This is a genomic window from Schnuerera sp. xch1 (genome assembly GCF_019931165.1).
GTDB lineage: Bacteria > Bacillota > Clostridia > Tissierellales > Tepidimicrobiaceae > JAIOUP01.
Window position 1 is genome coordinate 61,240 of sequence record NZ_JAIOUP010000011.1, and the last position, 25,488, is coordinate 86,727.

Sequence of the window (25,488 nt, forward strand, 5' to 3'; positions counted from 1 at the left end):
ATTAAATTACTATATTTTATAGAGGATGATATTATGTTTATTGATGTAGCTAAAATCAATTTAAAAGCTGGTAAAGGCGGAGATGGAGCTGTAGCTTTTCGAAGAGAAAAGTATGAACCTTCAGGAGGTCCTTTTGGGGGAGATGGAGGTAATGGCGCAAGCATTATTTTACAAGGCGATGAGAATATAAGAACATTAATGGATTTTCGATATAAACGCATATATAAAGCTGAAAATGGAGAGAATGGTAAATCTAAAAAGCAATATGGAAAGAAAGGTCAAGATTTAATACTTAGAGTTCCAGTTGGAACCTTAGTTAAAGATGCTGATACCAATAGAATAATAGTTGATATTAAGAGAAATAATCAAAGATTTGTAATTGCTCGTGGCGGAAAAGGCGGTAAAGGTAATGCAAAATTTGCTACATCTACAAGACAAGCGCCAAGATTTGCTGAACCAGGGCAGAAAGGTGAAGAAAAAACAGTTATATTGGAGTTAAAATTATTAGCAGATGTTGGACTAATAGGGTTTCCTAATGTAGGAAAGTCCACAATTCTTTCAATTCTATCTAAGGCTAAGCCTAAAATTGCTAATTATCATTTTACTACATTGAAACCTAATCTAGGTATTGTAAGAGTTGATGATGGAAAAAGTTTTATAATAGCCGATATCCCTGGATTGATAAAAGGAGCTCATGAAGGTGCGGGATTAGGACTTGATTTCTTAAGACATATAGAAAGAACAAGAGTATTAGTTCATGTCCTAGACGCTTCAGGATTAGAAGGTAGAAACCCTATTGAAGACTTTTATAATATAAATAATGAGTTATTTGAGTATAATGATAGATTAAAAGAAAAGCCACAAATAATTGTAGCTAATAAGATGGATTTATTTGAATCCAATGAATGGTTAACAAAGATAAAAAGTGAGTTTGAGCCTAAAGGATATAAGGTTTATCCAATATCTGCTGCTACTAAGGAAGGAATTGACAAGTTAAAATATGGAATATGGGAAATATTATTAAAAGAAGAGGCAAAGTATAAAACATTTGATGAAGAGATGGATATAACTTTAGAACGTTCTAAGAAGGAACCTATCATAGTGAAAAAGGAAAATGAAAAATATATAGTAGAGGGCGAGTTTGTCGAAAGACTATTATATTCAACTAATTTTGAGGATTTAGATTCTCTAAGGTATTTTCAAAATGTTATGAGACAAAAAGGAATTGTAGATAAATTAAAAGAACTAGGAATTGAAGAAAATGATTCGGTATTTATCTGCGAATACGAATTTGAGTTTTTTGAATAAAATATATAGATATGAATTTAAATAGAAGTTGAAAGGGTGTAACAATTGCTAACAGGTAAACAGAGAAGTTTTTTAAAGGGCATAGCAAACAATTTGGATCCAATATTCCAAGTTGGAAAAAATGGAATAACCGAAAACTTTATTAAACAAGTAGATCAAGCATTAGAAGCAAGAGAGATAATTAAAATTAAGGTTTTAAATAATAGCTTGCTAGATGCAAAGGAAGTTGCAAGTGAACTAGCTAAAGTGACTAGCTCAGAATTTGTTCAGAGTATAGGAAATAAGCTAGTATTATATAGAAAATCTAAGGAAAGCAAAAAGATTGTACTACCTTAATGTTGATATTAGTATAAACTTCAGAAATTAATTTCTGAAGTTTATATATTTAATCTTTATTTGGAGGTAAATTAAGTTGGAAAAATTAAAAATAGGAATTATGGGAGGTACATTTGACCCGATTCATAATGGACATTTGATATTAGCAGAGTATTCTAGAATTTCTTTTAATCTAAATAAAATACTCTTCATACCAACAGGCAATCCACCCCATAAAAATAGTGAAGATATTTCACCTAATCGATATAGGTATGATATGACTTTACTTGCCATAAGTACAAATATGAATTATTATCTATCTACTATAGAGATTGAAAGAAAAGGAGTTACATATACAATAGATACAATTAAGTACTTGAAATCCAAATTTGAAGATGCAGAATTTTATTTTATTTTGGGTGCGGATTCTCTATATAAAATACATAAATGGAAAAATTATGAGGAATTATTAAGTCTGTGTAATTTTATAGTAGCAAGAAGGCCGAATCATAATAATAAAAAATTAGAGAAGAGAAAAGATGATTTAAATACAAAATATAATAGCTCCATACATATATTAGAAGCACCTCTTATAGATATATCTTCTACTCAAATAAGAGAAAGAATAAGAAATGGATTATCTATTAAATATTTGGTTCCAAGATCTGTAGAAGCTTATATTGAAAAAAATAGAATATATAGAGATTAGGAGGCTTTTATGATAGAAAATTGGGTTTATGAGAAGTTAAAAAAAGATATTGGCGTTAAAAGGTATAATCATTCTTTAGGGGTTATGCATGAAAGTAAAAAACTTGCTAAGCAATATGGATATCCTATAGAAAAGGCAGAAGTTGCTGGGTTATTACATGACTGTGGTAAACTTAAAGGAGAAATAAATTTATTGAAAATGGCTAATGCTTTTGGTATAATTTTAGATAATGTTACAAAGAACAATAGAGAACTTATTCATAGTGTATTAGGAGAGATAATAGCACAAGAGGAATATAATATAGCTGATAGAGATATATTAAAAGCTATTCGTTTTCATACTACTGGAAGAGAGAATATGGGTTTATTAGAGAAAATAGTTTACGTAGCTGATCTTATAGAGCCATCTAGGAACTTTGAAGGAGTAGAAAAAATCAGGGATTTGGCATATGTTAATATAGACCAATGCCTATTATATGCAATTGATAATACTTTAAAGTTTATAATTAGTAGAGAAAAACTAATACATTTGGATAGTATCAAAGCAAGAAATCAAATACTAATACAGAAGAATATGGAGTGATATCCAATGAAGGGAAGATTTTTCAAAACTTTTTTTGTTTCATTTATTTTGTTTGCTGTATTGTGGACAGGCTTTATATATAAAACTGTAATATTAGCTGAAAGTGAGGAAGCTGAATATGAAGAAGGTTTTATAGACAGACTAATAAATGGAGATGATGACATAACTTTCTTATTATTAGGCGTAGATTCTAATGATGTTGCTAAAAGTTCTGGTACTAGAACTGATACTATGATGGTATGCAAAGTTGATAAATCAACTGGAGATATTTCTATGTTATCTATACCAAGAGATACTAAAGTTAGAATAAGAGGCAGAAAAAATGAAGACAAGATAAACCATGCTCATGCTTATGGAGGAGCAGAATTATCAGTAAAAGCCGTAAAGGATTTACTTGGAATTGATTTAGATTATTATGTTAAGGTTGATTATAAAATAGTAAAAGAATTTGTAGACCTTATTGGTGGAGTAGAGGTAGATGTTCCGATGGACATGAAATATAATGATCCTATAGCAGACCCACCTTTATATATTAACTTAAGCAAAGGAAGACAAGTTTTAAATGGAGATAAATCACTACAATTTTTAAGATTTAGAAAAGGGTATGCTAATCAAGATTTAGGAAGAATTGAATCTCAACAGCAGTTTATTAAAGCAGCCTTTGAACAAGCGTTAACAGTGGATAATATTGATAAAATTCCGCAAATGATAAAATCATATTATAATAATGTGGACACTAATATACCTTTAGATCTTATATTAAAGTTTGCTGCTAAGGCTAAGGATTATAATATGGAAGGAATACAAACAGCTACATTGCCTGGCGAACCTCAATATGTTAATGGAGTTTCATACTATGTTTCTAATGAAGAGGAAACTAATAAGTTGGTTGATGAATTATTCATTAATCAAAAGACAGCGGAACACATAGATAATAATAGTGGATCAAATAAATAAAAAATATCAGGAGGTAATTTGGTGAAAGATATTGATGAAAGAATATCTGTTATAGTTAAAGCGTGTGATGATAAAAATGGGTTTGATATTAAAGTGTTGGATTTAAAGAAATTAACAACATTTACGGATTATTTTATCATAGTTAGTGGAAATTCTACTACTCAGACTAAGGCAATTTCAGATAAAATCGAAGAACGGATGAATGAATTAGGGTATGTAATTTCCAGTAAAGAAGGATATGGAGAGGGTAGATGGATTTTACTTGATTATGGTAATGTGGTCGTTCATATATTTCATAGAGATGAAAGAGAGTTTTATAATTTAGAAAAATTATGGACAGATAGTGAGGAATTAATATTAGATGAAATGTAAAAAACCGTTTAATGCGGTTATGTTGTATACAAATTAAATAAAAAGGAGACTAATAAATGAAAGTTAATCCTATAGTTACAAGTAAAGCACCATCAGCAGTGGGGCCTTATTCACAAGGGACAAAGACAGATAATTTAATATTTACATCAGGTCAATTACCCATAATACCAGAGACAGGTGACCTAATAAAAGATGATATTAAAAAAGCAACTAAACAAAGTTTAGACAACGTATTAGCAATAATAGAAGAAGGTGGAGCGACGCTAAATGATATAGTTAAAGTAAATATTTTTGTAAAGAACATGGACAACTTTTCATTAGTTAATGAAGTTTACGAAGAATTTTTTGGTAACCATAAACCCGCTAGATCCTGTGTAGAAGTATCTAAGCTTCCTAAGAATGGGGATATTGAGATTGAAGCAATAGCTATAGTATAATAGATAAAGACCTTGTTCATATGAACAAGGTCTTTATCTATATGAGCTAGGAACTCTATATATTTTACGTCTATGTTTTCTTTTCTTTTTTTGTTTAATGACAACTATAGCCCTTACTATGATAAAAAATCCAATTAACAAAAGGTACCATTTATTTAAAATTTTTTCAAAAATTGTAGGGCTAGAAATCGTATCTACATCTAGTGTAGAAACAATATCAACTTCGCCTACTAATTGATCTTCAAGATAATATTTTATTTTTCCTAAAGTTTGTCCATTTTCGATAGGAGCTTTTAATTCATCATCTAGCATAACCTTTTCTGTAACCTTATTAATAGAATCTTTAGGTATAGAAATTGGCAGATCTTTTTTTACTATTCCAGCGATTATAGGGATTTCGCCATTTTTAATTTCTAAGTTATCTACAAATTCATTTTTAACAGCAATATCAATTGTATCAAAATTGTCAAATCCATAATTCAGCAACTTATGCATATCTGAATATATTTCTTTTCCATTGACTTTTAGTACTACTGCAATTAAGTTTTGATTTCCTCTTTTAGCAGATGCTACTAAACAATTTTGTGCAGCTTGAGTATATCCTGTTTTTATACCAGTAATACCATCGTACTTAATAGGAACGATTTCGCCATCAACGTTAATTGTTTCATTGCTGTATAATAGTTTATTTGACGATTTTAAGTATCTCTCTTCATCCTTTTTATTGGTTACTGGAATGGTATAGGTATAGTTGGATACTATTTCTCTAAAAGTTTCATTTTCCATAGCATATTTAGCCATTAAGCTTAAATCATAAGCGGTTGTAAGATGATTTTCATTTGTCAATCCATTAGGATTAACGAAGTTTGTATTTAAGGCACCTAATTCCTTAGCTTTATTATTCATTAATTTTGCAAATTCATCAGTGCTTCCAGATATATATTTTGCAATAGCAAAAGCAGAATCATTAGCAGATTCAATTAATAAAGCATGTAGTAAATCTTCAAGAGGTAATTGTTCTTCGGGTTCTAAAGCTATATGGCTACCTTCCGTTAGATAAACTGTTTCCTCATCAACTGTTACAATATCATTCATATTTCCATGTTCGATAGCTAATATTCCAGTCATTATTTTAGTAGTACTTGCTGGGTGCAACTTCAAATGAGGATTTTTTTCATACAAAACTTGTCCGGTGTTTGCATCTATAAGTATAGCACTTTTACATGAAAGGTTTAAGCTATCTGCAAAAGATACGCTATATGTTACGAAAATTAAGAAAAAAACAATTGATATAATTTTTTTCAAATAGCTCCCTCCTTTATTTGACTAAATACTAGTATATCAGAAAATGCCCAATTAATTAATAGAAAATTTATATTTTTAACTGAAAGAAGGAAAATTAATCAAAAAATAGAATATTATACAGATATCAATTTTATTTCAAAGGAGGATGTAAAAGTGTCATATTTTTCAAAGAAAGAACAAATTATCGTTATCTTAATTGTTGTCATTATTGTTATCATATCCATTTTTAATTTTTTAAATAAAAATATATCACTTAGCGAGGAAGATATTGATTCAAGTGAAATCGATCAAGAAGAATTTTTTGAAGAATTAGAAACAGAAGAAATAGCTGAACAAGAAAATCATGATATAATGGTACATATAAGCGGCCAAGTATATAAACCAGGATTAGTTGAGTTGAAATCTGGCGATAGAGTTACTGATGCAGTAAATTTGGCTGGGGGATTGAAAAAAGACGCCGACTTGGATAAAATAAACTTAGCGAAGAAATTATCAGATGAAGAAAAGATATATATACCTAAAATTGGAGAAGAAGATATAGATTCTGAAGTGTTGAATCTTGATAATTCTCATGATATAAAGGGTAAGATAAACATAAATACTTGTACAAAAGAACAGTTATTGTCATTACCAGGTATAGGGGAGGCTTTAGCTGGAAGAATTGTAGAGTATAGAGAGCAAAATCTATTTAAGAATGTTGAAGATATAATGAATGTATCAGGTATAGGAGACAAGAAGTTTGAAAGTATTAGAGAATTGATTATAGTAAATTAAGGAGTGAAACATGTGGATAAGAGATTAACACAATTAACCAAAAGCTCTGGGTGAGCAGCTAAAATCGGTCCCGATATATTGGCACAGGTCTTGTGCCAACTACCAAAAACATATGATGAAAATTTAATAGTAGGATTAGATACTTCTGATGATGCAGCAATCTATAAGATAAATGAAGAAATGGCCCTAATTCAAACATTGGATTTTTTTACCCCAATTGTAGATAATCCTTATGAATTTGGACAAATAGCTGCTGCTAATTCTTTAAGTGATGTATATGCAATGGGTGGAGAACCTAAATTAGCGATGAATATTGTATGTTTCCCAAACTGTTTGAGTCCAGATGTATTAGTTCAAATATTAAAAGGAGGACATGATAAAGTAGCTGAAGCTGGTGCTTTATTGGTAGGAGGTCATACGGTAGAAGATGATGAACCTAAATATGGGTTATCTGTTGCTGGCTTTGTGTCCCCTAAAAAAGTGCTAACCAATGATAATGCAAAGCCTGGAGACTTGCTTGTATTAACTAAACCTCTAGGAACAGGTATTATAAACACAGCAATAAAAGGAGGATTAGCAGATAAAGATTCATATAAAAAAGCAGTAAAAACAATGTCAACATTAAATAAATATGCAAAAGAAGCAATTGATAAAGTAAAAGTAAATAGCGTAACTGATATCACTGGTTTTGGATTGTTAGGGCATAGTTTAGAAATGGCAGAAGGTAGTTCTGTAACCATCAAAATTGACTACAAATCTGTACCTATAATTCAGAAGGCTTTAGAATATGCTCAAATGGGGTTGGTGCCTGCAGGGTCCTATTCAAATAGGCAATACATTGGGGACAAGGTGAAATTTGTAATTAGTATACCTGATGATATAAAAGACGTGTTATATGATCCTCAAACATCAGGTGGATTATTAATATCTATTCCAAAGGACAATGTAGAATTACTGTTAAAAGAGCTTAAAAATACTCCAACTGAATATGGTGTGATTGGAGAAGTAGTTGAAAAAGAGAAACATTACTTAATTGTAAAATAGAAAAAAGAGAGGGATTATATGGCTAAGAATCGAAATTTATTCAAATTAATTCCTAAAGTAGATGAACTATTAGAGGAAGAAAGAATTAAAAATATTTTAGATACGGTACCAAGAAAATATGTAGTAGACTCTATTAGAGAAGAAATAGAATTGTTAAGAGATGATATAAAAAATAATAGGCTAGATGAAAAAGATATTAATGAAAGAAACAAACATTTAATAGATTTGGTTATAGATAGAGCTAATAATAAGAATGCATTACACTTAAAAAGAGTAATAAACGGAACAGGTACGGTTATACACACTAACATTGGACGTTCATTAATTAATGAAGAAGTGATGAAAAATGTTATAGACATAGCTACTAATTATTCAAATCTTGAATATGATTTACAAAAAGGAGAAAGAGGCTCAAGATACAGCCATCTAAAGGATATCTTAGTTGAAATCACTGGAGCTGAGGATGCTATGGTGGTAAATAATAATGCTGCAGCAGTATTATTGGTCTTAAGTACTATAGCTAATGAAAGGGAAGTCATAGTGTCTAGAGGTGAACTAATTGAGATCGGAGGATCCTTTAGAATACCCGATGTTATGGAACAAAGTGGGGCGATACTAAAAGCTGTTGGAACAACGAACAAGACCCATCTTAGAGATTTCGAAAATGCAATAAATGAAAATACAGCAGGTTTATTAAAGGTCCATACAAGTAACTATAGAATTTTAGGATTTACATCATCTGTTTTAGCTGAAGAACTATATACTTTAAAGACAAAATATAATCTGCCATTAATTGAAGATCTAGGTAGTGGAGTATTAATTGATCTGTCAAAATTTGGATTACAGTATGAGCCAACAGTGCAGGATTCAATAAAAAGCGGGGTAGATATAGTCACTTTTAGCGGAGATAAGTTATTAGGAGGTCCTCAAGCAGGAATAATTGTTGGGAAAAAAGAATATATAGATGCAATGAAAAAAAATCCACTTACAAGAGCTTTTAGAGTAGATAAGTTTACCATATCCGCTTTAGAAGCTACACTTAAGTTTTATATAGAAGAAAAGATAGCAATAGAGAAAATACCAACCCTTAATATGCTTTCAATAAGTATAGAAGAATTGAATAAAAAGGCAATAAGATTATATAATATATTGATGGAAAAGATATCCGATAAAAAATGTAGATTTGAAATAGTTGATAGTTATTCAGAAGTGGGTGGGGGCAGCTTACCTTTAGAAAAAATACCAACGAAGTGTATAATGATAACTTTAAATAGATTAAGTATAACAAGTTTTGAAAGAAGCTTAAGAGAATATAGGATTCCAATAATTACAAGAGTATATAAAGACAATATGTATATGGATTTAAGAACCGTTAGGGAAAGTGAATTTAATATATTAGCAGATGGAATAGTATATGGATTAAACAGATTGAAAGGGTGCATTCAATGAAGCATGTTATAATTGGAACGGCAGGACATATAGACCATGGAAAGACTACGCTTATAAAAGCATTAACTGGTAGAAGTACAGATAGATTAGAGGAGGAGAAAAAAAGAGGTATTTCAATCGAATTAGGATTTACCTTTTTCGATTTACCTAGTGGTAAAAGAGCGGGCATAATAGATGTACCCGGACATGAGAAATTTATAAAAAATATGTTAGCTGGTGTTATAGGAATTGATATAGTGTTATTAGTAATAGCAGCTGATGAGGGAGTAATGCCACAAACAGCTGAACATCTAGCTATATTAGATTTAATTGGCGTTGATAAAGGATTTATAGTTTTAACAAAAGCTGATTTAGTAGAAGATGAGTGGCTAGAGTTGGTTAAAGAGGATGTAAAAGAAAAAGTAAAAGGAACCTTTTTACAGGATTCACCATTAATAACTGTATCTTCGACTCAAAAAACAGGTATAGATGAAGTAACAAAGTTAATAGATAAATTAGCTTTAGAAATAGAGGATAGAGAAGTTGATGATATGCCAAGACTCCCAGTAGATAGAGCATTTACTATATCTGGATTTGGAACCATAGTGACAGGTACTTTACTCTCAGGAGCTTTAAATATTGGAGACGAGATTCAAATATTCCCAGGAAATAAGTTAGGGAGAATAAGAACATTGCAAGTTCATGATAATGATACATCAACAGCGTATGCTGGACAAAGAGTTGCTATAAATATAGCGGGTATAAAAAAAGATGAAGTTCACAGAGGAGATGTAATAGCTCCTAAAGATTCTATGAGGGCTACGTTGATGTTAGATGTAAAGGTAAAATTGATTAAGGATATAGAGCGTGCAATAGAAAATAGAACTAGACTTAGAGTATATATTGGTACAAAAGAAATTTTATGTAGAATAGTTCTATTGGATAAGGAAATACTTAATCCAGGAGATGAAGCTTATGCTCAATTAAGGTTGGAAGAGAAGACTGTAGCGAAAAGAGGAGATAGATTTATCATAAGATTTTATTCACCTATGTTTACTATAGGCGGTGGAGAAATATTAGAACCAAATCCTATCAAGAAGAAGCGATTTGATGATGAAGTAATAAAAGAATTACAGATAAAGGAAAAAGGAGATTCCAAAGATATTATTGAAAAGATAATATTAGATAATAGCAAGACTTTTCCCACTATAAAGGAGATATCCATTATAACTGCAATGTTAGAAGAAAAAGTTAAGGAAGATGTTAAATCATTAATTAAAGAAAATAAGATTATACAGTTTAATCTAACCAAAGATTTATATGTAATCCATATGGGTTATTTTAATAAATTAAAAAATAAAATAGTAGATGAATTAGAATCCTATCATCGAAAATATCCTCTTAGAATGGGAATGCTAAAAGAGGAAATTCGAAGTAAATATTTAGGAGATTTAAAACCGAGAGTTGCAGAAAGATTTATAGATTTATTAATTGAAAAAGATTTAATAGAACAAGATATGGAGACTATTTATATTAAAGGATTTGAAATTAAATATGATAATAATCAGTTAAATATTAAAAATGACATAATTAAGGTTTTATTAGAAAGTATGTTTATGCCACCTAAAAAAGAAGAATTGATTAAAATGTTGAGATATGACAACAATGAAGTAAATGAAGTATTTAATTCTTTGATAAATAGTAATAAAATAATCAAGCTAAATGAAGAAGTATATATGTATGGAGATATTTATAAAAAAGCATTGAAAAAAGCTAAAGAATATTTGAATAAGAACAAGTTTATTACTATTGGTCAATATAGGGATATATTAGATACTAATAGAAAAATAGCTTTAGCATTATTAGAATATTTTGATCAGCAAAAAATTACCAAAAGAGAAGGAAATAAAAGAATTTTAATAGATAATTAAAATGGATTATTCTTTCAATTCTGGGGTGATATTAGTATGGATACAAAGGTAATTGTTATTAATAAGGATAGATCATTTGTCAAGGGGCTAAAATATAGTTTAGAGCAAGATGATTATATAGTAGAAATTGCCCATAGTATAAAGGATGTTATTGAAAAAATAAAAAGCAGAGACTATGAGTTAGTGATACTAGACCTATTATTACCTGATGGAAATGGGTTGAATTTGTGTAGAACAATTAGAGAACATTCACAAGTACCTATAATTATTTTAACGGAGAAAGAGGAAGATATAAATAAAATATTAGCATTAGAATATGGAGCAGATGATTATGTAACTAAGCCTTTTAATATCTTGGTTTTAAAAGCAAAAATAAAAGCAATACTTAGAAGAGCCAACATGAAAAATCATCAGATAAATAATCAAGTGATTAAAATATATGATTTTACTGTAAATACAGTAGGAAGGAAATTGACGATTAAAGATAAATCTGTTTCATTAACAGGAAAGGAATTTGATTTATTTTATTTATTAATATCTAATCCCGGGAAAGTATTTACAAGAGAAGAGTTATTGAAAACTATATGGGGATATGAGTATTATGGAGATTTAAGAACAGTAGATGTGCATATTAGAAGACTTAGAGAAAAGATAGAAGAGGATTGTGATAATGTTGAATATATCCATACTAAGTGGGGAGTAGGTTATTACTTTAAGGATAGAAAGGCTAGTGCAGCCATGGATTGATGATAGAATAGCAACCTAACTGCTATTAAGAAAGGACAAAAAAACAGGATCATATAAAGAATTAAAACGTTTAATAGGTTAAGATAGATAATATTATCTTATATTTTATAATAGTTGACAATTAATATTATTTTTATTAAAATCAAATTTAGTATATACTGTGAAAATATCTTCCTGGAGGCCTTTAATGGAAAAATACCAAATACTTAAAATTTTAAGCAATAATGTTGTATTAGTGGAAAAACACAGTAAAGATTATATTCTTGTAGGTAAAGGGATAGGTTTTGGAAAGAAAAAAGGTCAATCAATAAACAATACTCAAGCTATTGAAAATGCATTTATTTCCTTAGAAGCTGTAGATTCTGGAGAGCTCAATGATATAATATCTAATGTTGATCCTAAAATAATTGAATTAACTCAAAAAATTGTATCAATGGTTGCTAATGAAACTAATAAGGAATTAAATCCTCATTTTCATTTAGGTTTAATTGACCATATTAATTTTGCTATAAAACGTTTGAAAGAAGGAATTGAGATAGTAAATCCTTTTTTATCAGAAACTAAACTGCTCTATCCTATGGAATATGATTTGGCTAAAAGATCAGTAAAATTACTTAAAGAGAATTTAAATATAGATATTCCCGAAGCTGAAATTGGATTCATAGCATTCCACATATATGGTGCAAATAATAAATCAAAAAATGATGCTCTTGAGAATTCTAAAATCATTAATAAAATAATTCATTTTGTTGAAATAAAACTTAATTTAAATCTAGACGAAAATTCTTTAGATTATACTAGATTTGTTACTCATCTTAGAGGCATATTAGATAGAAGTAAAAAAAAATACATAGAAAATATATTTCTAAAACAAATAAAAAAAGATATAATATATGAGTATAAGATTGCTTATGATATATCAGAAATTATCAAAAAGGATTTAAATATAAAAATCACTGAAGATGAAATAGGGTTTATTGCGATTCACTTATATAAATTAAATAATTCATAATTCTATTAGCGTGTTACTGATTCGATCAGGCATGAGCTAAGGATTTTATATAATAGTTATTTATTATTATGAAATAATTATTATATACCTTAGTTCATGTCTTTTTATTGTTTAAAATATCTTAAGGAGGTAGAATGATGAGTAATATAAAAAATAATATTTTTTCTGTTTTACAAAAAATAGGCAAATCATTAATGATGCCTGTTTCTGTACTCCCTGCTGCCGGATTATTAGTTGCTTTAGGTAGAATGTTACAAAATGCAACCGAAACATCCGGAGGGGAAATAACAAATTCCTTATTAAATGGATTAGGAAGTATATTCTATAATGGTGGTATAGCAATATTTGATCAATTACCTGTAGTCTTTGCAATAGGTGTAGCCATAGGCTTTGCAGGAGGAGCTGGAGTAGCCGGATTAGCTTCTGTTGTTGGTTACTTCACTATGACAAATGTTATAAGTGTAATAGGTGATTTAAGGGGCTTAGATTTGGCAATAAACACCGGCGTCTTTGGAGGAATCATAATAGGTCTTATATCAGCTAAACTCTATCAACGATTCTTCAAAACAAAGCTACATCCAGTTTTCGGCTTTTTCTCGGGCAAACGTTTAGTTCCCATTGTTACAGCAGCTTCAGCAATAGGGTTAGGTATATTATTTGGCTTTATATGGCCACCTATCCAAGAACTTATAAATGCATTTGGTAAATCAGTTATGTCATCAAGTGTTGGTCCTGCATTCTATGCGGCAGGTAAAAGACTATTAATACCTGTGGGACTTCACCATGTATATTATCCTCCATTTCTTTATGAATTCGGGGAGTTTATTACAGACTCCGGAAAAGTATTATATGGAGAAACAACAAGGTATTTTGCAGGTGATCCAACAGCGGGACGTTTTATGGCATCAGAATTTCCTATAATGCTATTTGGTCTACCTGCAGCTACATTAGCAATGTATCTTAGAGCGGATACAAATAAGAAAAAAGCAATTGCTGGTATAATGCTTCCTGCAGCGTTAACATCAATCATTACAGGAATTACTGAACCTATTGAATTTGCATTCATATTTGTGGCTCCAATTTTGTATGTGTTTCATGTAGCTGCAGCCTTTGTATCAGGATTATTAACCAACTTTTTCAATATCCATTTAGGATATACATTTTCAGCTTCATTAATTGACTATGTAGTAGGATTCTTTAATCAACAAAATAGTATTTATTTATTTACCATTGTAGGTCCAATTATATTTCTACTATATTTTGTTGCATTCTACTATTTAATTAAAATATTTAACTTGAAAACTCCAGGTAGAGAAAATGACGAAGAAGGTGAAATCTTAGAAGTATCAGCCTCAGAAAAAGCCGTTGAAGTATTAAAAGCCTTAGGAGATTCTAAAAATATAAAAAATATAGATGCATGTATTACTAGACTAAGATTAAATCTCTATGACTCTTCTATAGTAAATAAAAGAACACTTAAAAAATTAGGTGCATCAGGAATAATGGATGCTGGTGGAGGAAATATTCAAGTAATCTTTGGTACAGAATCAGATCAATTAAAAGAAGAAATAAAAGACATAATGTCTGTTGGTGATACACAAGCTGTGAAGATTAAAGATAATAATAATTCATCTAAAAAATCTACAACTAGTAAATCTTGTAAAATTCCTACTAAAGGAGAAATAATATTGAAATCACCTTTATCTGGTGAATTGATAAAAATAGAGAATGTACCAGATGAAACTTTTGCACAGAAATTTTTAGGTGATGGAATAGCTATTGATCCTACATCTGGGACAATAACTGCTCCTATTAGTGGAAAAATTGTACAGTTATTTGAAACAAAACATGCAGTTGGTATAATTGCTGATGAAGGCATAGAAGTTTTAATTCATATTGGAATTGACACTGTACAATTAAAAGGTGAAGGCTTCAAAGCCTTCGTATCTCAAGGTGATGTTGTAAAAGTTGGAGATAAATTAATAGAGTTTGATTTAGACTTTGTTAAAAATAAAGCTAAATCAATGATTACTCCAGTAGTAATTACAAATATTAGTGACTTCAAAGGTTTTGAAGTATTACGTGAGGGTAAGGTAAATAATAATGAAGATTTATTAAAAATTAAACTATAATAAAATTAATCATTAGGAAATCATAATTAATTATGATTTCCTAATGATATATTAAAATTTAAGAGGTATTTAACATGGGAAAAACTATAATATTATCTAAGGAATCATATAGTTCTCTTTTACATTTTAAGGTTGTATATACTTTGATTAGTTGATAAAATTTACTTAACAAGGATATATGTAGAATTTCAAGGTTAGTAGTGTATAGCTAGACTAATTAGAAATCTAATAGCAGCAATTGCTATTATGACACTAAGCAATAGAGTAGTTAAGGTATTTTTTTAATATACATAAATGGAGGTAATACAAATGCATGTAAGAAAAGCAGTTATACCAGCAGCAGGTTTAGGAACTAGGTTTTTGCCAGCTACAAAGGCACAACCTAAGGAAATGTTACCTATAGTAGACAAACCTACTCTTCAATATATAGTTGAGGAAGCTGTTGATTCAGGTATAGAAGAGATATTGATAATAAACGGAAGAAATAAAACAAGTATTGAGAATCATTTTGACAAATCAGTAGAATTAGAATTAGAGTTGGAGAAAAAAGGAAAAGATGAGTTGTTAAAAGTAGTTAGAAATATTTCTGATATGGTAAATATCCACTACATAAGACAAAAAGAACCACTAGGATTAGGACATGCTATTCACTGTGCCAAAAGTTTTATTGGGGATGAACCATTTGCAGTACTTCTAGGTGACGATGTAGTATATGCAGATAAGCCATGCTTAAAGCAGATGATACAAGCTTATGATGAATACAAAACAACAATACTAGGAGTACAAGAAGTACCAAAAGAAGATACAAATAAATATGGAATAGTAGATGGGAGGTTTATAGAGGATAGAGTATATAAGGTGAAGGGGTTAGTAGAAAAACCAGACATAGAAGAAGCACCATCAAATGTAGCTATATTAGGAAGATACATAATTAATCCAGCAATATTCAAAATACTAGAAAACACCAAGCCAGGAAAAGGCGGAGAAATCCAACTAACAGACGCCCTAAAAGAACTAGCAAAAAAAGAAGCTATGTACGCTTATAGTTTTGAGGGAAGGCGTTACGATGTTGGGAATAAACAAGGATTTCTAGAAGCCACTGTTGAGTATGCGCTAAGAAGAGAGGACTTGAGAGAAGGATTTTTGAAGTATTTAGTTAATATTGTGCAGAAAGAAACTAAAGATATTATAGTAGATGAAATAGCTAGTAGTAAGGAAAAATAGAGTATGTATATTATAGATGAAGGCAGCTGTAGAAATATGGCTGTCTTTTGTTATAATATCCAGTGTTATTATAATTTCAACTTTCATTTAAAAAACACTACCATTTGAACAACGATGATGCAATAAATTTAATATATATTTTTGATATATATATCCATCTTGAAAAAAGCGAGATTTTTTTATATATAATTTAATAATTATGATAAAGGGCTAGAATTAGAGCTAACTAAAACAAGAAAGGGGTTTATAAAGTTTTATATCAAATCACAGATATATGTTATTCAACAAGCTAGTAGGTTAGTTACATAAATTATAAATTAACTAGTTTAAAGTTATAGGGCATCTTTTTGTAATGAAAAATATTTTTTTATCTTTGTCTAAAGTTATAAACATATCTGCATAACAATAAACATATAATACAAGAGGGTAAAAATTTATTGATATACGATAGATTATGTGTTAAAATAAAATTAATTATAAATAAGTGAGGTGCTTTTTATGAAACGAGAAACATTCTTTTTAAAGGCTATTATTATTTTTATTGGAATTTCGATTCTTGCTCTGTGTATATTTTGGTTACCTTTTGGCGCAGATTATTTTGGTTATCTCGTTTTAATCGGTGTGTATACAACGGCAATATCATTTTTCTTTGCTCTATATCAGGGTTTAAAGCTTTTAAGCTATATTGACAAGAACAAAGCTTTCTCAGAATTATCTGTAAAAGCCTTAAAGTATATAAAATACTGTGCAATAACGATCAGTGCTATATATGTAGGACTTGTACCATTCCTGTATCCTATAGCGGAAGTAGACGATGCCCCAGGTTTAATAGGATTTCCAATTATCTTTATTTTTACTTCAAGTGTAATTGCAACCTTTACAGCTGTTCTTCAAAAGCTTTTAAAAGATGCCATAGATATAAAAAATGATAATGATTTAACGATATGAGGTGAATAACATGGCAATTATAATCAACATTGATGTGATGCTGGCTAAAAGGAAAATGAGCGTAACAGAACTTTCCGAAAGAGTCGGAATAACGATGGCTAATATTTCTATATTAAAAAATGGAAAGGCAAAAGCGATTCGATTCTCAACTTTAGAGGCCATTTGTAAGGCTTTAGAATGTCAGCCTGGAGATGTTTTAGAGTACAAAAGTGACGAAAAAAAGTAAAAGGCAACGGTGTCCTGTCACTTAACTTATAACTTTAATCTAAAGACAGTTTAGAAATTTTTCATTTCTAAACTGTCTTTGTTTTTGCTAGATTCATAAACTATTTTATTTAATAAATTAAAATTCTTGGTATTAAAGTTATATAATAAAATCTATGGATATATTCCATGTACATAACTTACTTATCATTAGGGAAGTGGAATGTAATAGATTTATAAATAGTTTCTACTTATAATTTATATAAAGGAGTTTGTATAATTATGAATAAGAGACAAGTAGATTTATTAAAACAATTAATAACTCAGGATGAGTATCTTCCTATAAAATATTTTTCTAATATATTCAATATATCTACCAAAACGATATCTAAGGATCTAAATAAAATTGAAGAGATTATTAAACCCACAGGGGCTACTATAGATAGAAAACAAGGCTTAGGTATAAAATTACATTATACACCTTTGCAACTTGATAGATTAAACACTAAATTGAATAGTATAGAAGTAGCTGATGGTGATAATTCTTTAGAACATCGAAGGGCTCAAATTTTGTTAAATCTACTTATTAATACAAACAAATATATTACAATTCAAAAGTTATCAGATAAATATATGGTAAGCAGAACATCTATCACAAATGACTTAAATGAAATAGCTGAGAAGTTAGATACATATAATATTAGGCTTTCAAAAACTGCAAAGGGTACAAGGATAGTTGGAAGTGAGATAAATATTAGAAGAGCATTGGTTACAACTATTCAAGAATATAGTAAAATCAATCCAAATTATATTACTGAATACCAAAATATCAGGCATAATGAACTTAAGATTAATGAAATTAACGCCATTTTAAATGAGGAATCCACTTCTTTCTTTGAAAATTTGTTGAATAGGATGGAGAAGAAGTTGAAGTTAGTAATATATGAACCTTATTATACAAATCTATTAACCCATTTAGTGATTATGATAAATAGAATAATGAGTGGTAATTATATTCAGGGCAATTCAGATTTAAATGATATGGTACTGGTAATGAACAAAGAATTATATAATATTGCTACTTATATGATAAGAGAAATAGAGAAGAAGTTTAAAATTAAAATTAATACAGAAGAAGTAGGTTATGTTTATAAATATCTTACCTCAATAGGATTAAGCTATGATGAAAATAATGAAAAATCTTATAATGGCCTTGATTTACCACCGATACATTTTACTAATAACTTGATAGATATTGTATCTCAAATGTCAGATACAAATTATAATTTAAGATTTAATTTGTATGACAGATTATTGTTACATATAAAACCAATGTTAAATAGATTGAAGTATAATATTCAAGTAAAAAATCCATTGTTGAAGGATTTTTTAAGGGAATTTCAAGAAGAATTCCTCATAATCAAAGTTGCTTGTTTCTTAATTTGTAGAAAATTTAAAATAAATATGGTAATTGATGATGAAGTGGCATATATTTTATCTTATTTTATATCTGAACATGAAAAAATTGAGGAAGACATAAAGGTGAAGGCTTTGGTTGTCTGTCACAGTGGGTATGGGACTAGTCAATTATTAGCTACTAGGTTAGAAAAGACCTTCAGCAATATTAAAGTAGTAGATATTATATCATCTAATTCTATCAACAACAGTCAATTAGATGAAATAGATCTAATTATATCTACTGTGGATTTAAATATAAAAAATCCACATTTAGTAGTATCTGCATTTCTAAGTGAAATTGATAAGAAAAATATAGAAAACTTTATTGATATTATATTAGAAAATAAAAAGAAACCTTCATTTAAGAGCTCTAAAGAAACAATTTTATTAGAATATGTTGATGATAGGGAAGATTTGAAACAATTAAGTAAATCTTTTAACAAGGATGATTTAATCCATATAAAGAATAATACATGTATATATCTTATATCAGATTCAAACAGTTCAATTAGAAAATATTTATATTTAACAAAAGAAAATAAAATAGAAAAGTGTATATTTGTCATAAATTATTCTAGTTATAGATATCTATCGAAGGTTTTAAGAAAGATAATCAGAGAATAATTGAATGAGGAGAATCGGAATGAAAGATAATGATCTAATTAGTATAGATAATATAATTTTAGATAGAAAATTTAATTCTAAGATGGAAGTAATTGATACTTTATCTGATCTTTTAACAGAATCAGGGATAATATCAAATAAATCTAAATTTATAGATGATATATATAATAGAGAGAATAGAGGATCTACCTTTGTTGGAAATTACTTAGCAATTCCCCATGGACTTTCTGATCAGGTCAATAGACCAGCGATTGCTATTGCAAATGTGGAGGAGGCTTTTCCTTGGGATGAAAATAGTAATTTAGTAAAGCTGATTATATTATTTGCAATACCTGAGGATATTCAACGGGAAAAAGATTCACAATTATTAAAAAAGTTTACATCTTCATTGAGTGATGAAAATTTTGTAAAAGAATTAATGAGTTCAAATAGAAGGCAAGGTTTAATTCAAGTGATTTTTAACCATATTGATTGAACAAGGAGGTTATTATGAGTACAAAAACTTCATCAATAACATTACAATCCCAGAGAGTAGGGATATTTAAAAGAGGAATTGCTGCAATGATTGATATTTACATATCATCAGTTCTGGCCAATATACCAATTCTGTTTATCTATAGTATAGAAACTGGAGAAACTGAGATGTCTAGAGAATTATCCGCATTATCTAGTACAAGTGGAATTTTAGCTTGTATCTTAGGAATTTTGTTGATTTTACTTTATTATGTAGTAATACCTGTATATAAATTTCAAGGACAAACCTTAATGAAGAAGCTATTGGGATTTAAGGTTATGAAGACAGATAGCAGTAATGTAGACTTAAAAACTATGCTTAAAAGAGAAGCGATAGGCTCTATGATTGTAGAAGGTGGGCTTATTAGTAGTGGAAACTACCTTAGACAACTAATATTGATAATAACTAGAGCAAACATACTACATACAGGACTCTTATATATTTCCTTTGGAACTACAATTTTATCTATAATATATATGGTGTTTTCAAAGGAACATAGAACATTACATGATTACATTGCAGGCACCAGAGTTTTAGATTTAAAGAGCTGATGTATTAATTATATTAAATTATGAGAAGGGGGGTGGAAAAGATGAAAAAGATATATTTATTTTGTGATCAAGCAATGAGTACTAGTATAATTGCAAAGAAGATGCAGGAGGTAGGAGATAAGCATAATCTTCCAATAGAAGTAAAAGCTTTTTCTATTAAGAACTTAGAAAAAATCTTAGAAGAAGAAAATCCTAACTGTGTATTATTAGGTCCTCAAGTCAGACATATGCTTGATGATACTAGAAATAGAGTAGAGAAATACGACATTCCAGTTGGAGTTATAGATTCAGTTGACTATGGAATGATGGATGGAGAAAAAGTATTAAAGAAAACAATTCTGTTAATGAAAAATTACAAGAAATCATAAGGTTATAAAAATAGGAGGGATTATTAATGTTTGATAGACTAGAAAAAGTTTTAATGCCTACAGCAGATAAATTGGGGAAAAATAAAACTTTAGTTGCTATCCGTGATGGTTTTTTAATATCAACACCATTGATTATCGTGGGATCACTATTTCTCTTGATAGCGAATTTCCCAATACCAGGTTGGTCTGAATTTTGGGCAAGATTCTTTGGAGAAGGATGGGAATCTTATCTATCTAATGTGGCAAGGGCAACTTTTGATGTTATATCATTACTAACAGTTATTGGTGTAGGATATTCTTATGCTAGAGAAATAGAAGCAGATAAAATACAAGGAGCTATAGTTGCTATTGTATCATTTATAATTTTAATGCCTACTAGCATTACATATGAAGGAGCAGGAGGTATAGAAAGTCTAACTGCTATAAACTTTTCTTTTATAGGGACAAATGGAATATTTTTAGCAATGGTAGTTTCAATACTATCAGTGAGTATATTTAGTTGGGCCTATAAAAAGGGTTGGACAATAAAAATGCCTAAAGGTGTTCCACCAGCAGTAGCGGATTCTTTTGCAGCTTTAATTCCAAGTGCTATGGTAATGTTTGTGTTTTTCTTATTGAGAATTGTATTTGAATTGACACCATATGAATCTGCACATAATTTTATATATACTGTATTACAGGCACCCCTAATGGGAGCAGGAAATAGTTTAGGTGCACAAATCATTTATGTTGTATCCAGTTCTGTTTTCTGGTTTTTTGGCATCAATGGTCCTGCAGTTACAAATACAGTATTTTCCCCAATATTTAGAACATTATCAATAGAAAATTTACAAGCCTTTGAGGCAGGTTCACCATTACCACATATATATACAGGTCAATTTGTTGATTTATTCCAGACATTTGGTGGAGGAGGAAGTACTCTTTCATTAGTAATAATTATGATGTTATTCTGTAAATCAAAGAGAATTACTCAATTAGGAAAGCTGTCAATTGTACCTGGAATATTTGGTATTAATGAACCTATTATATTTGGTTTACCAATAGTATTGAATCCTATAATGATTATACCTTTCATAGGTGTACCTTTCATGAATACAGTTTTATCAGCCATAGCTTTTGAAACAGGATTCTTGCCTTATACTAATGGGGTTGCATTACCTTGGACTACTCCTTTAGGTTTCTCAGGCTACTTATCAACTGGTAGTTTAAAAGCATCTTTAGTTCAAGTGGTATTGGTAATATTAGGATGCATAGTGTATTATCCATTTATAAAAATGTTGGACAAAACCTATTTAAAGGATGAGCAATATCAGTCCGAAGAAGATGAATTAGAAGATATTTCATTTGATAATTTATCTATGAAGGACTTATAGGAGGTAAAGTAATGAAGGTTTTAATGATATTTGACCAAATACAAGCAGGAATGGGAGGAAAAGAAAAAGCAGATATTCCTCTAGGAGGCAAGAAGGGTGAAATAGGATCAGTACCAATGATTAAGCCACATCTTAATGATGTAGATGGAAAGATTATTGCTTGTTTATATTGTGGTGATGAATACTTTGAAAAAAATCAGGATGAAGTATCAAAGAAGATGGTATCTATGGTTAAAAAGTTAAATCCTGATGTGGTTATCTGTGGGCCAGCATATAACTATAAGGGTTATGCACATATGAGTGCTCATCTTGGAAAAGAATTAAGTGAAAAAACAGATATTCCTGTAATTGCGGCTATGTCAAAAGAAAACAAAGATATCATTTCAAAATACAAAAATTCAGTAAATATTGTGAAAATGCCTAGAAAAGGTGGAATTGGCCTGAATAAATCATTAAAGAATATTTGTGTATTAGCACAAAAAATGGTTAATGGAGAAGACATTAAAGAATTGAAAAAAGATATATGTTATTAAATATATATAAGATAGTCTTATGATAAGACTATCTTATATATATTAATTTTCAGTAATGGGGGCCGATACAATGGAGCAGATTTTAAATGACAATATTGATAGGTATAGAGAAGAATTATTGAAATCCATCATAGAGATTGTAAATATACCTAGTATTAAAGGGGAAGAAAAAACTGATGCTCCTTTTGGAGAAAAACCAAAAGATGCATTAATAAAGACATTGGAAATATCAAAAGAATTAGGATTTGAAACTAAGAACTTAGACAATTATATGGGATATGCTCAGTATGGTGAAGGAGAAGATTATATAGGGGTTTTAGGGCATTTGGATGTGGTTGATACAGGAGAAGGATGGAAAAATCCACCCTTTAGTGGATATATTGAGGATGGAAGAATATACGGAAGAGGTGTGCTAGATAATAAGGGACCTATTATTTCAGCATTATATGCCTTATATGCTATTAAAGAATCTGGACTAAAAATTAATAAGCCCGTTAGAATCATATTTGGTACTGATGAGGAAAGTGGATTTAATGATATTCCACATTATTTAAAGACAGAAAAACCTCCTGTGATGGGATTTACTCCGGATTGTAAATATCCAGTTGTATATGGTGAAAGAGGAAGGGCAAATATTCAATTTCAAAGGAGATACAATAATGAAAATTATGAAGAGGCAACAAAAAACTTTTTTGAGTTTTTAAATAATTATATTCTTTCTAGTAAGAGCAATGGTGATAGATTAGGTATCGATTTTAGTGATGATGAATTTGGTACCATGGAAATGAAAAATTTCAAAGCTGAAATAAAGAACTCTAAGCTGCTATTTAATCTTAGTTTAAGTTATCCAGCCAATGTTTATATAGATGAGATATTAAAGAAAATAGATTCAAATTTAACTGATAATATAAAGTTGAAATTATTATTAAATTACAATCCAGTTAAATTTGAAAAGGACTCTTTTTTAGTTAAATCTTTGCAGAAGGCTTATGAGGAGATTACTGGTTTAGATGGTACTCCTGTTACCACAACAGGAGGAACTTATGCCAAGATAATGCCTAATATTGTGCCCTTTGGGCCTTCTTTTCCAGGACAAAAAGGGATTGCGCATAATCCTAATGAATATATGGATATAGAGGATATAATTTTAAATGCAAAGATATTTGCTCAGGGAATATACAATTTGGCAAAGTAAATATATAGATGGAAATGAGGGATAAAATGAGTTGGACAATTATAGCTACATGGAGGATGGCCTTAGAAGGTGTTCAAGAGGGAGCTAAATTACTGGAATATAAAGGAAACTCTGAGGATGCTATTGAAAAGGCTATAAAGATGGTAGAGGATTTTCCATATTATAAATCTGTTGGATATGGTGGTCTTCCCAACGAAAATGGAGAAGTAGAATTGGATGCAGCTTTTATGGATGGAGATAGTTTATCCATCGGAGCTGTTGCTGGAATTAAAGATTTCAAGAATCCAATAAGTATAGCTAGGAAATTGAGTGAAGAGAAGGTTAATTGTTTTCTAGTAGGACAAGGTGCAGAAGATTATGCCCATAAAAATGGATTTGAAAGGATGAATATGCTTACAGATAGGGCTATTATTCAGTATAAAAATAGGTTAAAAGAAACTGTAGATAAAGGTTTAAGTCCCTATTCAGGGCATGACACTGTAGGAATGGTTGCACTGGATCAAAATAATTCCATGGCCTCTGGTACATCTACAAGTGGATTATTTATGAAGAAAAGGGGAAGAACTGGCGATTCAGCTATATCTGGTTCAGGATTCTATGTAGATAGTGAGATAGGAGGAGCAACAGCCACAGGCCTGGGAGAAGATATCATGAAGGGATGTTCATCCTATGAAATAGTTAGGCTGATGAAGGAAGGTTATACACCTCAGGAGGCGGCAGATAAGGCTGTAGGCCAACTGAATGACTTACTTATCAAGAGAAGGAAAAAAGCAGGAGATATTTCTGTAGTTTGTATAAATAACAAGGGAGAATTTGGTGTAGCTACAAATATTGAAGGATTTTCCTTTGTAGTGGCTACAGATAATTTAACTCCAACTGTATATGTGTGTTCATCTAAAAAAGGTAAAACATCCTATGAAGTTGCAACAAGTGAATGGATGGATAATTATATGAAAAAGAGAACAGCTCCTTTAAAATTAAAATAATAAAAATAAAGTAGACAGAGGAAGATGGTGAATATTGTGGAAGGTATGGAATTATTAAATTTTCAAATAATAAGCAATGTAGGAGATGGAAAATCATATTTATTTCAAGCATTAAAGGCTGCAAGGGAAGAAAAATTTGAAGATGCTGAAAAGTATATAGAACTTGCTGAAGAAAGTTTGGTAAAGGCTCATGAAATTCATATGGAAATATTACAAAAGGAGACTCAAGGAAAATCCATTGATATATCCCTATTACTAATGCATGCTGAAGATCAGATGATGACAACAGAACTATTGAGGGATATGACTAATGAAATGTTATTTGTTCATAGGAAGTATTCAGGAGCTCATAATAAATAATATCACTATATTACTATATTATTAAGTAATTGCGAAACTCTTTCTAAAAACTGAATAATAGGAATATAGATCCTTCAAAAATAAGTTTCAAGAATAG

General features: G+C 29.8%; 27 protein-coding genes. 26 read left to right on the plus strand and 1 reads right to left on the minus strand.

Going from position 1 to position 25,488, the window contains the following annotated elements; genetic code table 11:
- Positions 1-33 precede the first annotated feature (33 nt).
- The 7 genes from obgE (at position 34) to K8M07_RS08870 (ending at position 4,680) form a co-directional block, all read left to right on the plus strand.
- Positions 34-1,308, plus strand: a complete 1,275-nt coding sequence (gene obgE / locus K8M07_RS08840; protein WP_223377889.1) for a GTPase ObgE — start codon at positions 34-36, stop codon at positions 1,306-1,308.
- A gap of 45 nt (positions 1,309-1,353) precedes the next feature.
- Positions 1,354-1,644, plus strand: a complete 291-nt coding sequence (yhbY, locus tag K8M07_RS08845) for a ribosome assembly RNA-binding protein YhbY (RefSeq protein WP_223377899.1) — start codon at positions 1,354-1,356, stop codon at positions 1,642-1,644.
- Positions 1,645-1,720: 76 nt separating this feature from the next.
- Positions 1,721-2,332, plus strand: coding sequence for a nicotinate-nucleotide adenylyltransferase (nadD, locus tag K8M07_RS08850; RefSeq protein ID WP_223377901.1), 612 nt, complete (start codon positions 1,721-1,723; stop codon positions 2,330-2,332).
- A gap of 9 nt (positions 2,333-2,341) precedes the next feature.
- On the plus strand, positions 2,342-2,914 hold the full coding sequence (gene yqeK / locus K8M07_RS08855; protein WP_223377903.1) for a bis(5'-nucleosyl)-tetraphosphatase (symmetrical) YqeK: 573 nt from the start codon (positions 2,342-2,344) through the stop codon (positions 2,912-2,914).
- 6 nt (positions 2,915-2,920) lie between these two features.
- Positions 2,921-3,871 carry an LCP family protein gene (locus tag K8M07_RS08860; protein ID WP_223377905.1) on the plus strand — a complete coding sequence of 317 codons (951 nt, stop codon included), beginning with the start codon at positions 2,921-2,923 and terminating at the stop codon, positions 3,869-3,871.
- A 21-nt stretch (positions 3,872-3,892) separates the two neighbouring features.
- Entirely contained in the window at positions 3,893-4,243 is a 351-nt protein-coding gene (gene rsfS / locus K8M07_RS08865; protein ID WP_223377906.1) for a ribosome silencing factor, read from the plus strand.
- Positions 4,244-4,299: 56 nt separating this feature from the next.
- Positions 4,300-4,680, plus strand: coding sequence for a RidA family protein (locus K8M07_RS08870; protein ID WP_223377908.1), 381 nt, complete (start codon positions 4,300-4,302; stop codon positions 4,678-4,680).
- A 33-nt stretch (positions 4,681-4,713) separates the two neighbouring features.
- Here K8M07_RS08870 and K8M07_RS08875 read toward each other — a convergent pair whose 3' ends face one another.
- Positions 4,714-5,985: a D-alanyl-D-alanine carboxypeptidase family protein gene (locus K8M07_RS08875; protein ID WP_223377910.1), complete on the minus strand. Its 1,272-nt coding sequence runs from the start codon at positions 5,983-5,985 to the stop codon at positions 4,714-4,716.
- A gap of 153 nt (positions 5,986-6,138) precedes the next feature.
- Between K8M07_RS08875 and K8M07_RS08880 the strand changes: the two genes are divergently transcribed.
- From K8M07_RS08880 to K8M07_RS08970, 19 genes are all read left to right on the plus strand, one after another.
- Positions 6,139-6,759, plus strand: coding sequence for a helix-hairpin-helix domain-containing protein (locus K8M07_RS08880; RefSeq protein WP_223377912.1), 621 nt, complete (start codon positions 6,139-6,141; stop codon positions 6,757-6,759).
- Positions 6,760-6,762: 3 nt separating this feature from the next.
- Positions 6,763-7,803: a selenide, water dikinase SelD gene (gene selD, locus K8M07_RS08885; protein WP_317845489.1), complete on the plus strand. Its 1,041-nt coding sequence runs from the start codon at positions 6,763-6,765 to the stop codon at positions 7,801-7,803.
- An 18-nt stretch (positions 7,804-7,821) separates the two neighbouring features.
- Positions 7,822-9,252, plus strand: coding sequence for an L-seryl-tRNA(Sec) selenium transferase (gene selA / locus K8M07_RS08890; protein ID WP_223377920.1), 1,431 nt, complete (start codon positions 7,822-7,824; stop codon positions 9,250-9,252).
- Positions 9,249-11,162, plus strand: coding sequence for a selenocysteine-specific translation elongation factor (selB, locus tag K8M07_RS08895; RefSeq protein ID WP_223377922.1), 1,914 nt, complete (start codon positions 9,249-9,251; stop codon positions 11,160-11,162). Before selA ends, selB begins: the two co-directional genes overlap by 4 nt.
- Before the next feature lie 36 nt (positions 11,163-11,198).
- The gene (locus tag K8M07_RS08900; protein ID WP_223377924.1) at positions 11,199-11,909 is read left to right on the plus strand and encodes a response regulator transcription factor; all 711 of its coding nucleotides are present in this window, start codon (positions 11,199-11,201) and stop codon (positions 11,907-11,909) included.
- Between the two features lie 187 nt (positions 11,910-12,096).
- Positions 12,097-12,921 (plus strand): BglG family transcription antiterminator, encoded by an 825-nt coding sequence (locus K8M07_RS08905; protein WP_223377926.1) that lies wholly within the window; start codon positions 12,097-12,099, stop codon positions 12,919-12,921.
- 137 nt (positions 12,922-13,058) lie between these two features.
- The gene (locus K8M07_RS08910; RefSeq protein ID WP_223377928.1) at positions 13,059-15,053 is read left to right on the plus strand and encodes a glucose PTS transporter subunit IIA; all 1,995 of its coding nucleotides are present in this window, start codon (positions 13,059-13,061) and stop codon (positions 15,051-15,053) included.
- Positions 15,054-15,362: 309 nt separating this feature from the next.
- A complete protein-coding gene (gene galU, locus K8M07_RS08915; protein WP_223377929.1) occupies positions 15,363-16,277 on the plus strand; it encodes a UTP--glucose-1-phosphate uridylyltransferase GalU in 915 nt (304 codons plus the stop codon).
- A gap of 498 nt (positions 16,278-16,775) precedes the next feature.
- On the plus strand, positions 16,776-17,225 hold the full coding sequence (locus K8M07_RS08920; RefSeq protein WP_223377937.1) for a DUF2975 domain-containing protein: 450 nt from the start codon (positions 16,776-16,778) through the stop codon (positions 17,223-17,225).
- Between the two features lie 10 nt (positions 17,226-17,235).
- Positions 17,236-17,451 (plus strand): helix-turn-helix domain-containing protein, encoded by a 216-nt coding sequence (locus K8M07_RS08925; RefSeq protein ID WP_223377939.1) that lies wholly within the window; start codon positions 17,236-17,238, stop codon positions 17,449-17,451.
- Between the two features lie 260 nt (positions 17,452-17,711).
- The gene (locus K8M07_RS08930) at positions 17,712-19,511 is read left to right on the plus strand and encodes a BglG family transcription antiterminator (protein ID WP_223377941.1); all 1,800 of its coding nucleotides are present in this window, start codon (positions 17,712-17,714) and stop codon (positions 19,509-19,511) included.
- A 19-nt stretch (positions 19,512-19,530) separates the two neighbouring features.
- Complete coding sequence (locus K8M07_RS08935) at positions 19,531-19,986, plus strand: PTS sugar transporter subunit IIA (RefSeq protein ID WP_223377943.1); 456 nt, start codon at positions 19,531-19,533, stop codon at positions 19,984-19,986.
- 14 nt (positions 19,987-20,000) lie between these two features.
- On the plus strand, positions 20,001-20,576 hold the full coding sequence (locus K8M07_RS08940; RefSeq protein ID WP_223377945.1) for an RDD family protein: 576 nt from the start codon (positions 20,001-20,003) through the stop codon (positions 20,574-20,576).
- A 41-nt stretch (positions 20,577-20,617) separates the two neighbouring features.
- The gene (locus K8M07_RS08945) at positions 20,618-20,944 is read left to right on the plus strand and encodes a PTS sugar transporter subunit IIB (protein ID WP_223377947.1); all 327 of its coding nucleotides are present in this window, start codon (positions 20,618-20,620) and stop codon (positions 20,942-20,944) included.
- Positions 20,945-20,970: 26 nt separating this feature from the next.
- A complete protein-coding gene (locus K8M07_RS08950; protein WP_223377949.1) occupies positions 20,971-22,317 on the plus strand; it encodes a PTS sugar transporter subunit IIC in 1,347 nt (448 codons plus the stop codon).
- A gap of 11 nt (positions 22,318-22,328) precedes the next feature.
- Positions 22,329-22,850: a GrdB-related putative oxidoreductase gene (locus K8M07_RS08955; protein WP_223377951.1), complete on the plus strand. Its 522-nt coding sequence runs from the start codon at positions 22,329-22,331 to the stop codon at positions 22,848-22,850.
- Positions 22,851-22,920: 70 nt separating this feature from the next.
- A complete protein-coding gene (locus K8M07_RS08960; RefSeq protein ID WP_223377953.1) occupies positions 22,921-24,045 on the plus strand; it encodes a Sapep family Mn(2+)-dependent dipeptidase in 1,125 nt (374 codons plus the stop codon).
- A gap of 26 nt (positions 24,046-24,071) precedes the next feature.
- The gene (locus tag K8M07_RS08965; protein WP_223377955.1) at positions 24,072-25,031 is read left to right on the plus strand and encodes a N(4)-(beta-N-acetylglucosaminyl)-L-asparaginase; all 960 of its coding nucleotides are present in this window, start codon (positions 24,072-24,074) and stop codon (positions 25,029-25,031) included.
- Between the two features lie 27 nt (positions 25,032-25,058).
- Entirely contained in the window at positions 25,059-25,391 is a 333-nt protein-coding gene (locus K8M07_RS08970; protein WP_223377957.1) for a PTS lactose/cellobiose transporter subunit IIA, read from the plus strand.
- Positions 25,392-25,488 lie beyond the last annotated feature (97 nt).

What these genes read in the sequence shown, in the direction of transcription:
- obgE (WP_223377889.1), top strand. Translation starts at nt 34, where the DNA reads ATGTTTATTGATGTAGCTAAAATCAATTTAAAAGCTGGTAAAGGCGGA.
- yqeK (WP_223377903.1), top strand. Translation starts at nt 2,342, where the DNA reads ATGATAGAAAATTGGGTTTATGAGAAGTTAAAAAAAGATATTGGCGTT.
- K8M07_RS08860 (WP_223377905.1), top strand. Translation starts at nt 2,921, where the DNA reads ATGAAGGGAAGATTTTTCAAAACTTTTTTTGTTTCATTTATTTTGTTT.
- K8M07_RS08870 (WP_223377908.1), top strand. Translation starts at nt 4,300, where the DNA reads ATGAAAGTTAATCCTATAGTTACAAGTAAAGCACCATCAGCAGTGGGG.
- selA (WP_223377920.1), top strand. Translation starts at nt 7,822, where the DNA reads ATGGCTAAGAATCGAAATTTATTCAAATTAATTCCTAAAGTAGATGAA.
- selB (WP_223377922.1), top strand. Translation starts at nt 9,249, where the DNA reads ATGAAGCATGTTATAATTGGAACGGCAGGACATATAGACCATGGAAAG.
- K8M07_RS08900 (WP_223377924.1), top strand. Translation starts at nt 11,199, where the DNA reads ATGGATACAAAGGTAATTGTTATTAATAAGGATAGATCATTTGTCAAG.
- K8M07_RS08905 (WP_223377926.1), top strand. Translation starts at nt 12,097, where the DNA reads ATGGAAAAATACCAAATACTTAAAATTTTAAGCAATAATGTTGTATTA.
- K8M07_RS08910 (WP_223377928.1), top strand. Translation starts at nt 13,059, where the DNA reads ATGAGTAATATAAAAAATAATATTTTTTCTGTTTTACAAAAAATAGGC.
- galU (WP_223377929.1), top strand. Translation starts at nt 15,363, where the DNA reads ATGCATGTAAGAAAAGCAGTTATACCAGCAGCAGGTTTAGGAACTAGG.
- K8M07_RS08920 (WP_223377937.1), top strand. Translation starts at nt 16,776, where the DNA reads ATGAAACGAGAAACATTCTTTTTAAAGGCTATTATTATTTTTATTGGA.
- K8M07_RS08925 (WP_223377939.1), top strand. Translation starts at nt 17,236, where the DNA reads ATGGCAATTATAATCAACATTGATGTGATGCTGGCTAAAAGGAAAATG.
- K8M07_RS08930 (WP_223377941.1), top strand. Translation starts at nt 17,712, where the DNA reads ATGAATAAGAGACAAGTAGATTTATTAAAACAATTAATAACTCAGGAT.
- K8M07_RS08935 (WP_223377943.1), top strand. Translation starts at nt 19,531, where the DNA reads ATGAAAGATAATGATCTAATTAGTATAGATAATATAATTTTAGATAGA.
- K8M07_RS08940 (WP_223377945.1), top strand. Translation starts at nt 20,001, where the DNA reads ATGAGTACAAAAACTTCATCAATAACATTACAATCCCAGAGAGTAGGG.
- K8M07_RS08945 (WP_223377947.1), top strand. Translation starts at nt 20,618, where the DNA reads ATGAAAAAGATATATTTATTTTGTGATCAAGCAATGAGTACTAGTATA.
- K8M07_RS08950 (WP_223377949.1), top strand. Translation starts at nt 20,971, where the DNA reads ATGTTTGATAGACTAGAAAAAGTTTTAATGCCTACAGCAGATAAATTG.
- K8M07_RS08955 (WP_223377951.1), top strand. Translation starts at nt 22,329, where the DNA reads ATGAAGGTTTTAATGATATTTGACCAAATACAAGCAGGAATGGGAGGA.
- K8M07_RS08960 (WP_223377953.1), top strand. Translation starts at nt 22,921, where the DNA reads ATGGAGCAGATTTTAAATGACAATATTGATAGGTATAGAGAAGAATTA.
- K8M07_RS08965 (WP_223377955.1), top strand. Translation starts at nt 24,072, where the DNA reads ATGAGTTGGACAATTATAGCTACATGGAGGATGGCCTTAGAAGGTGTT.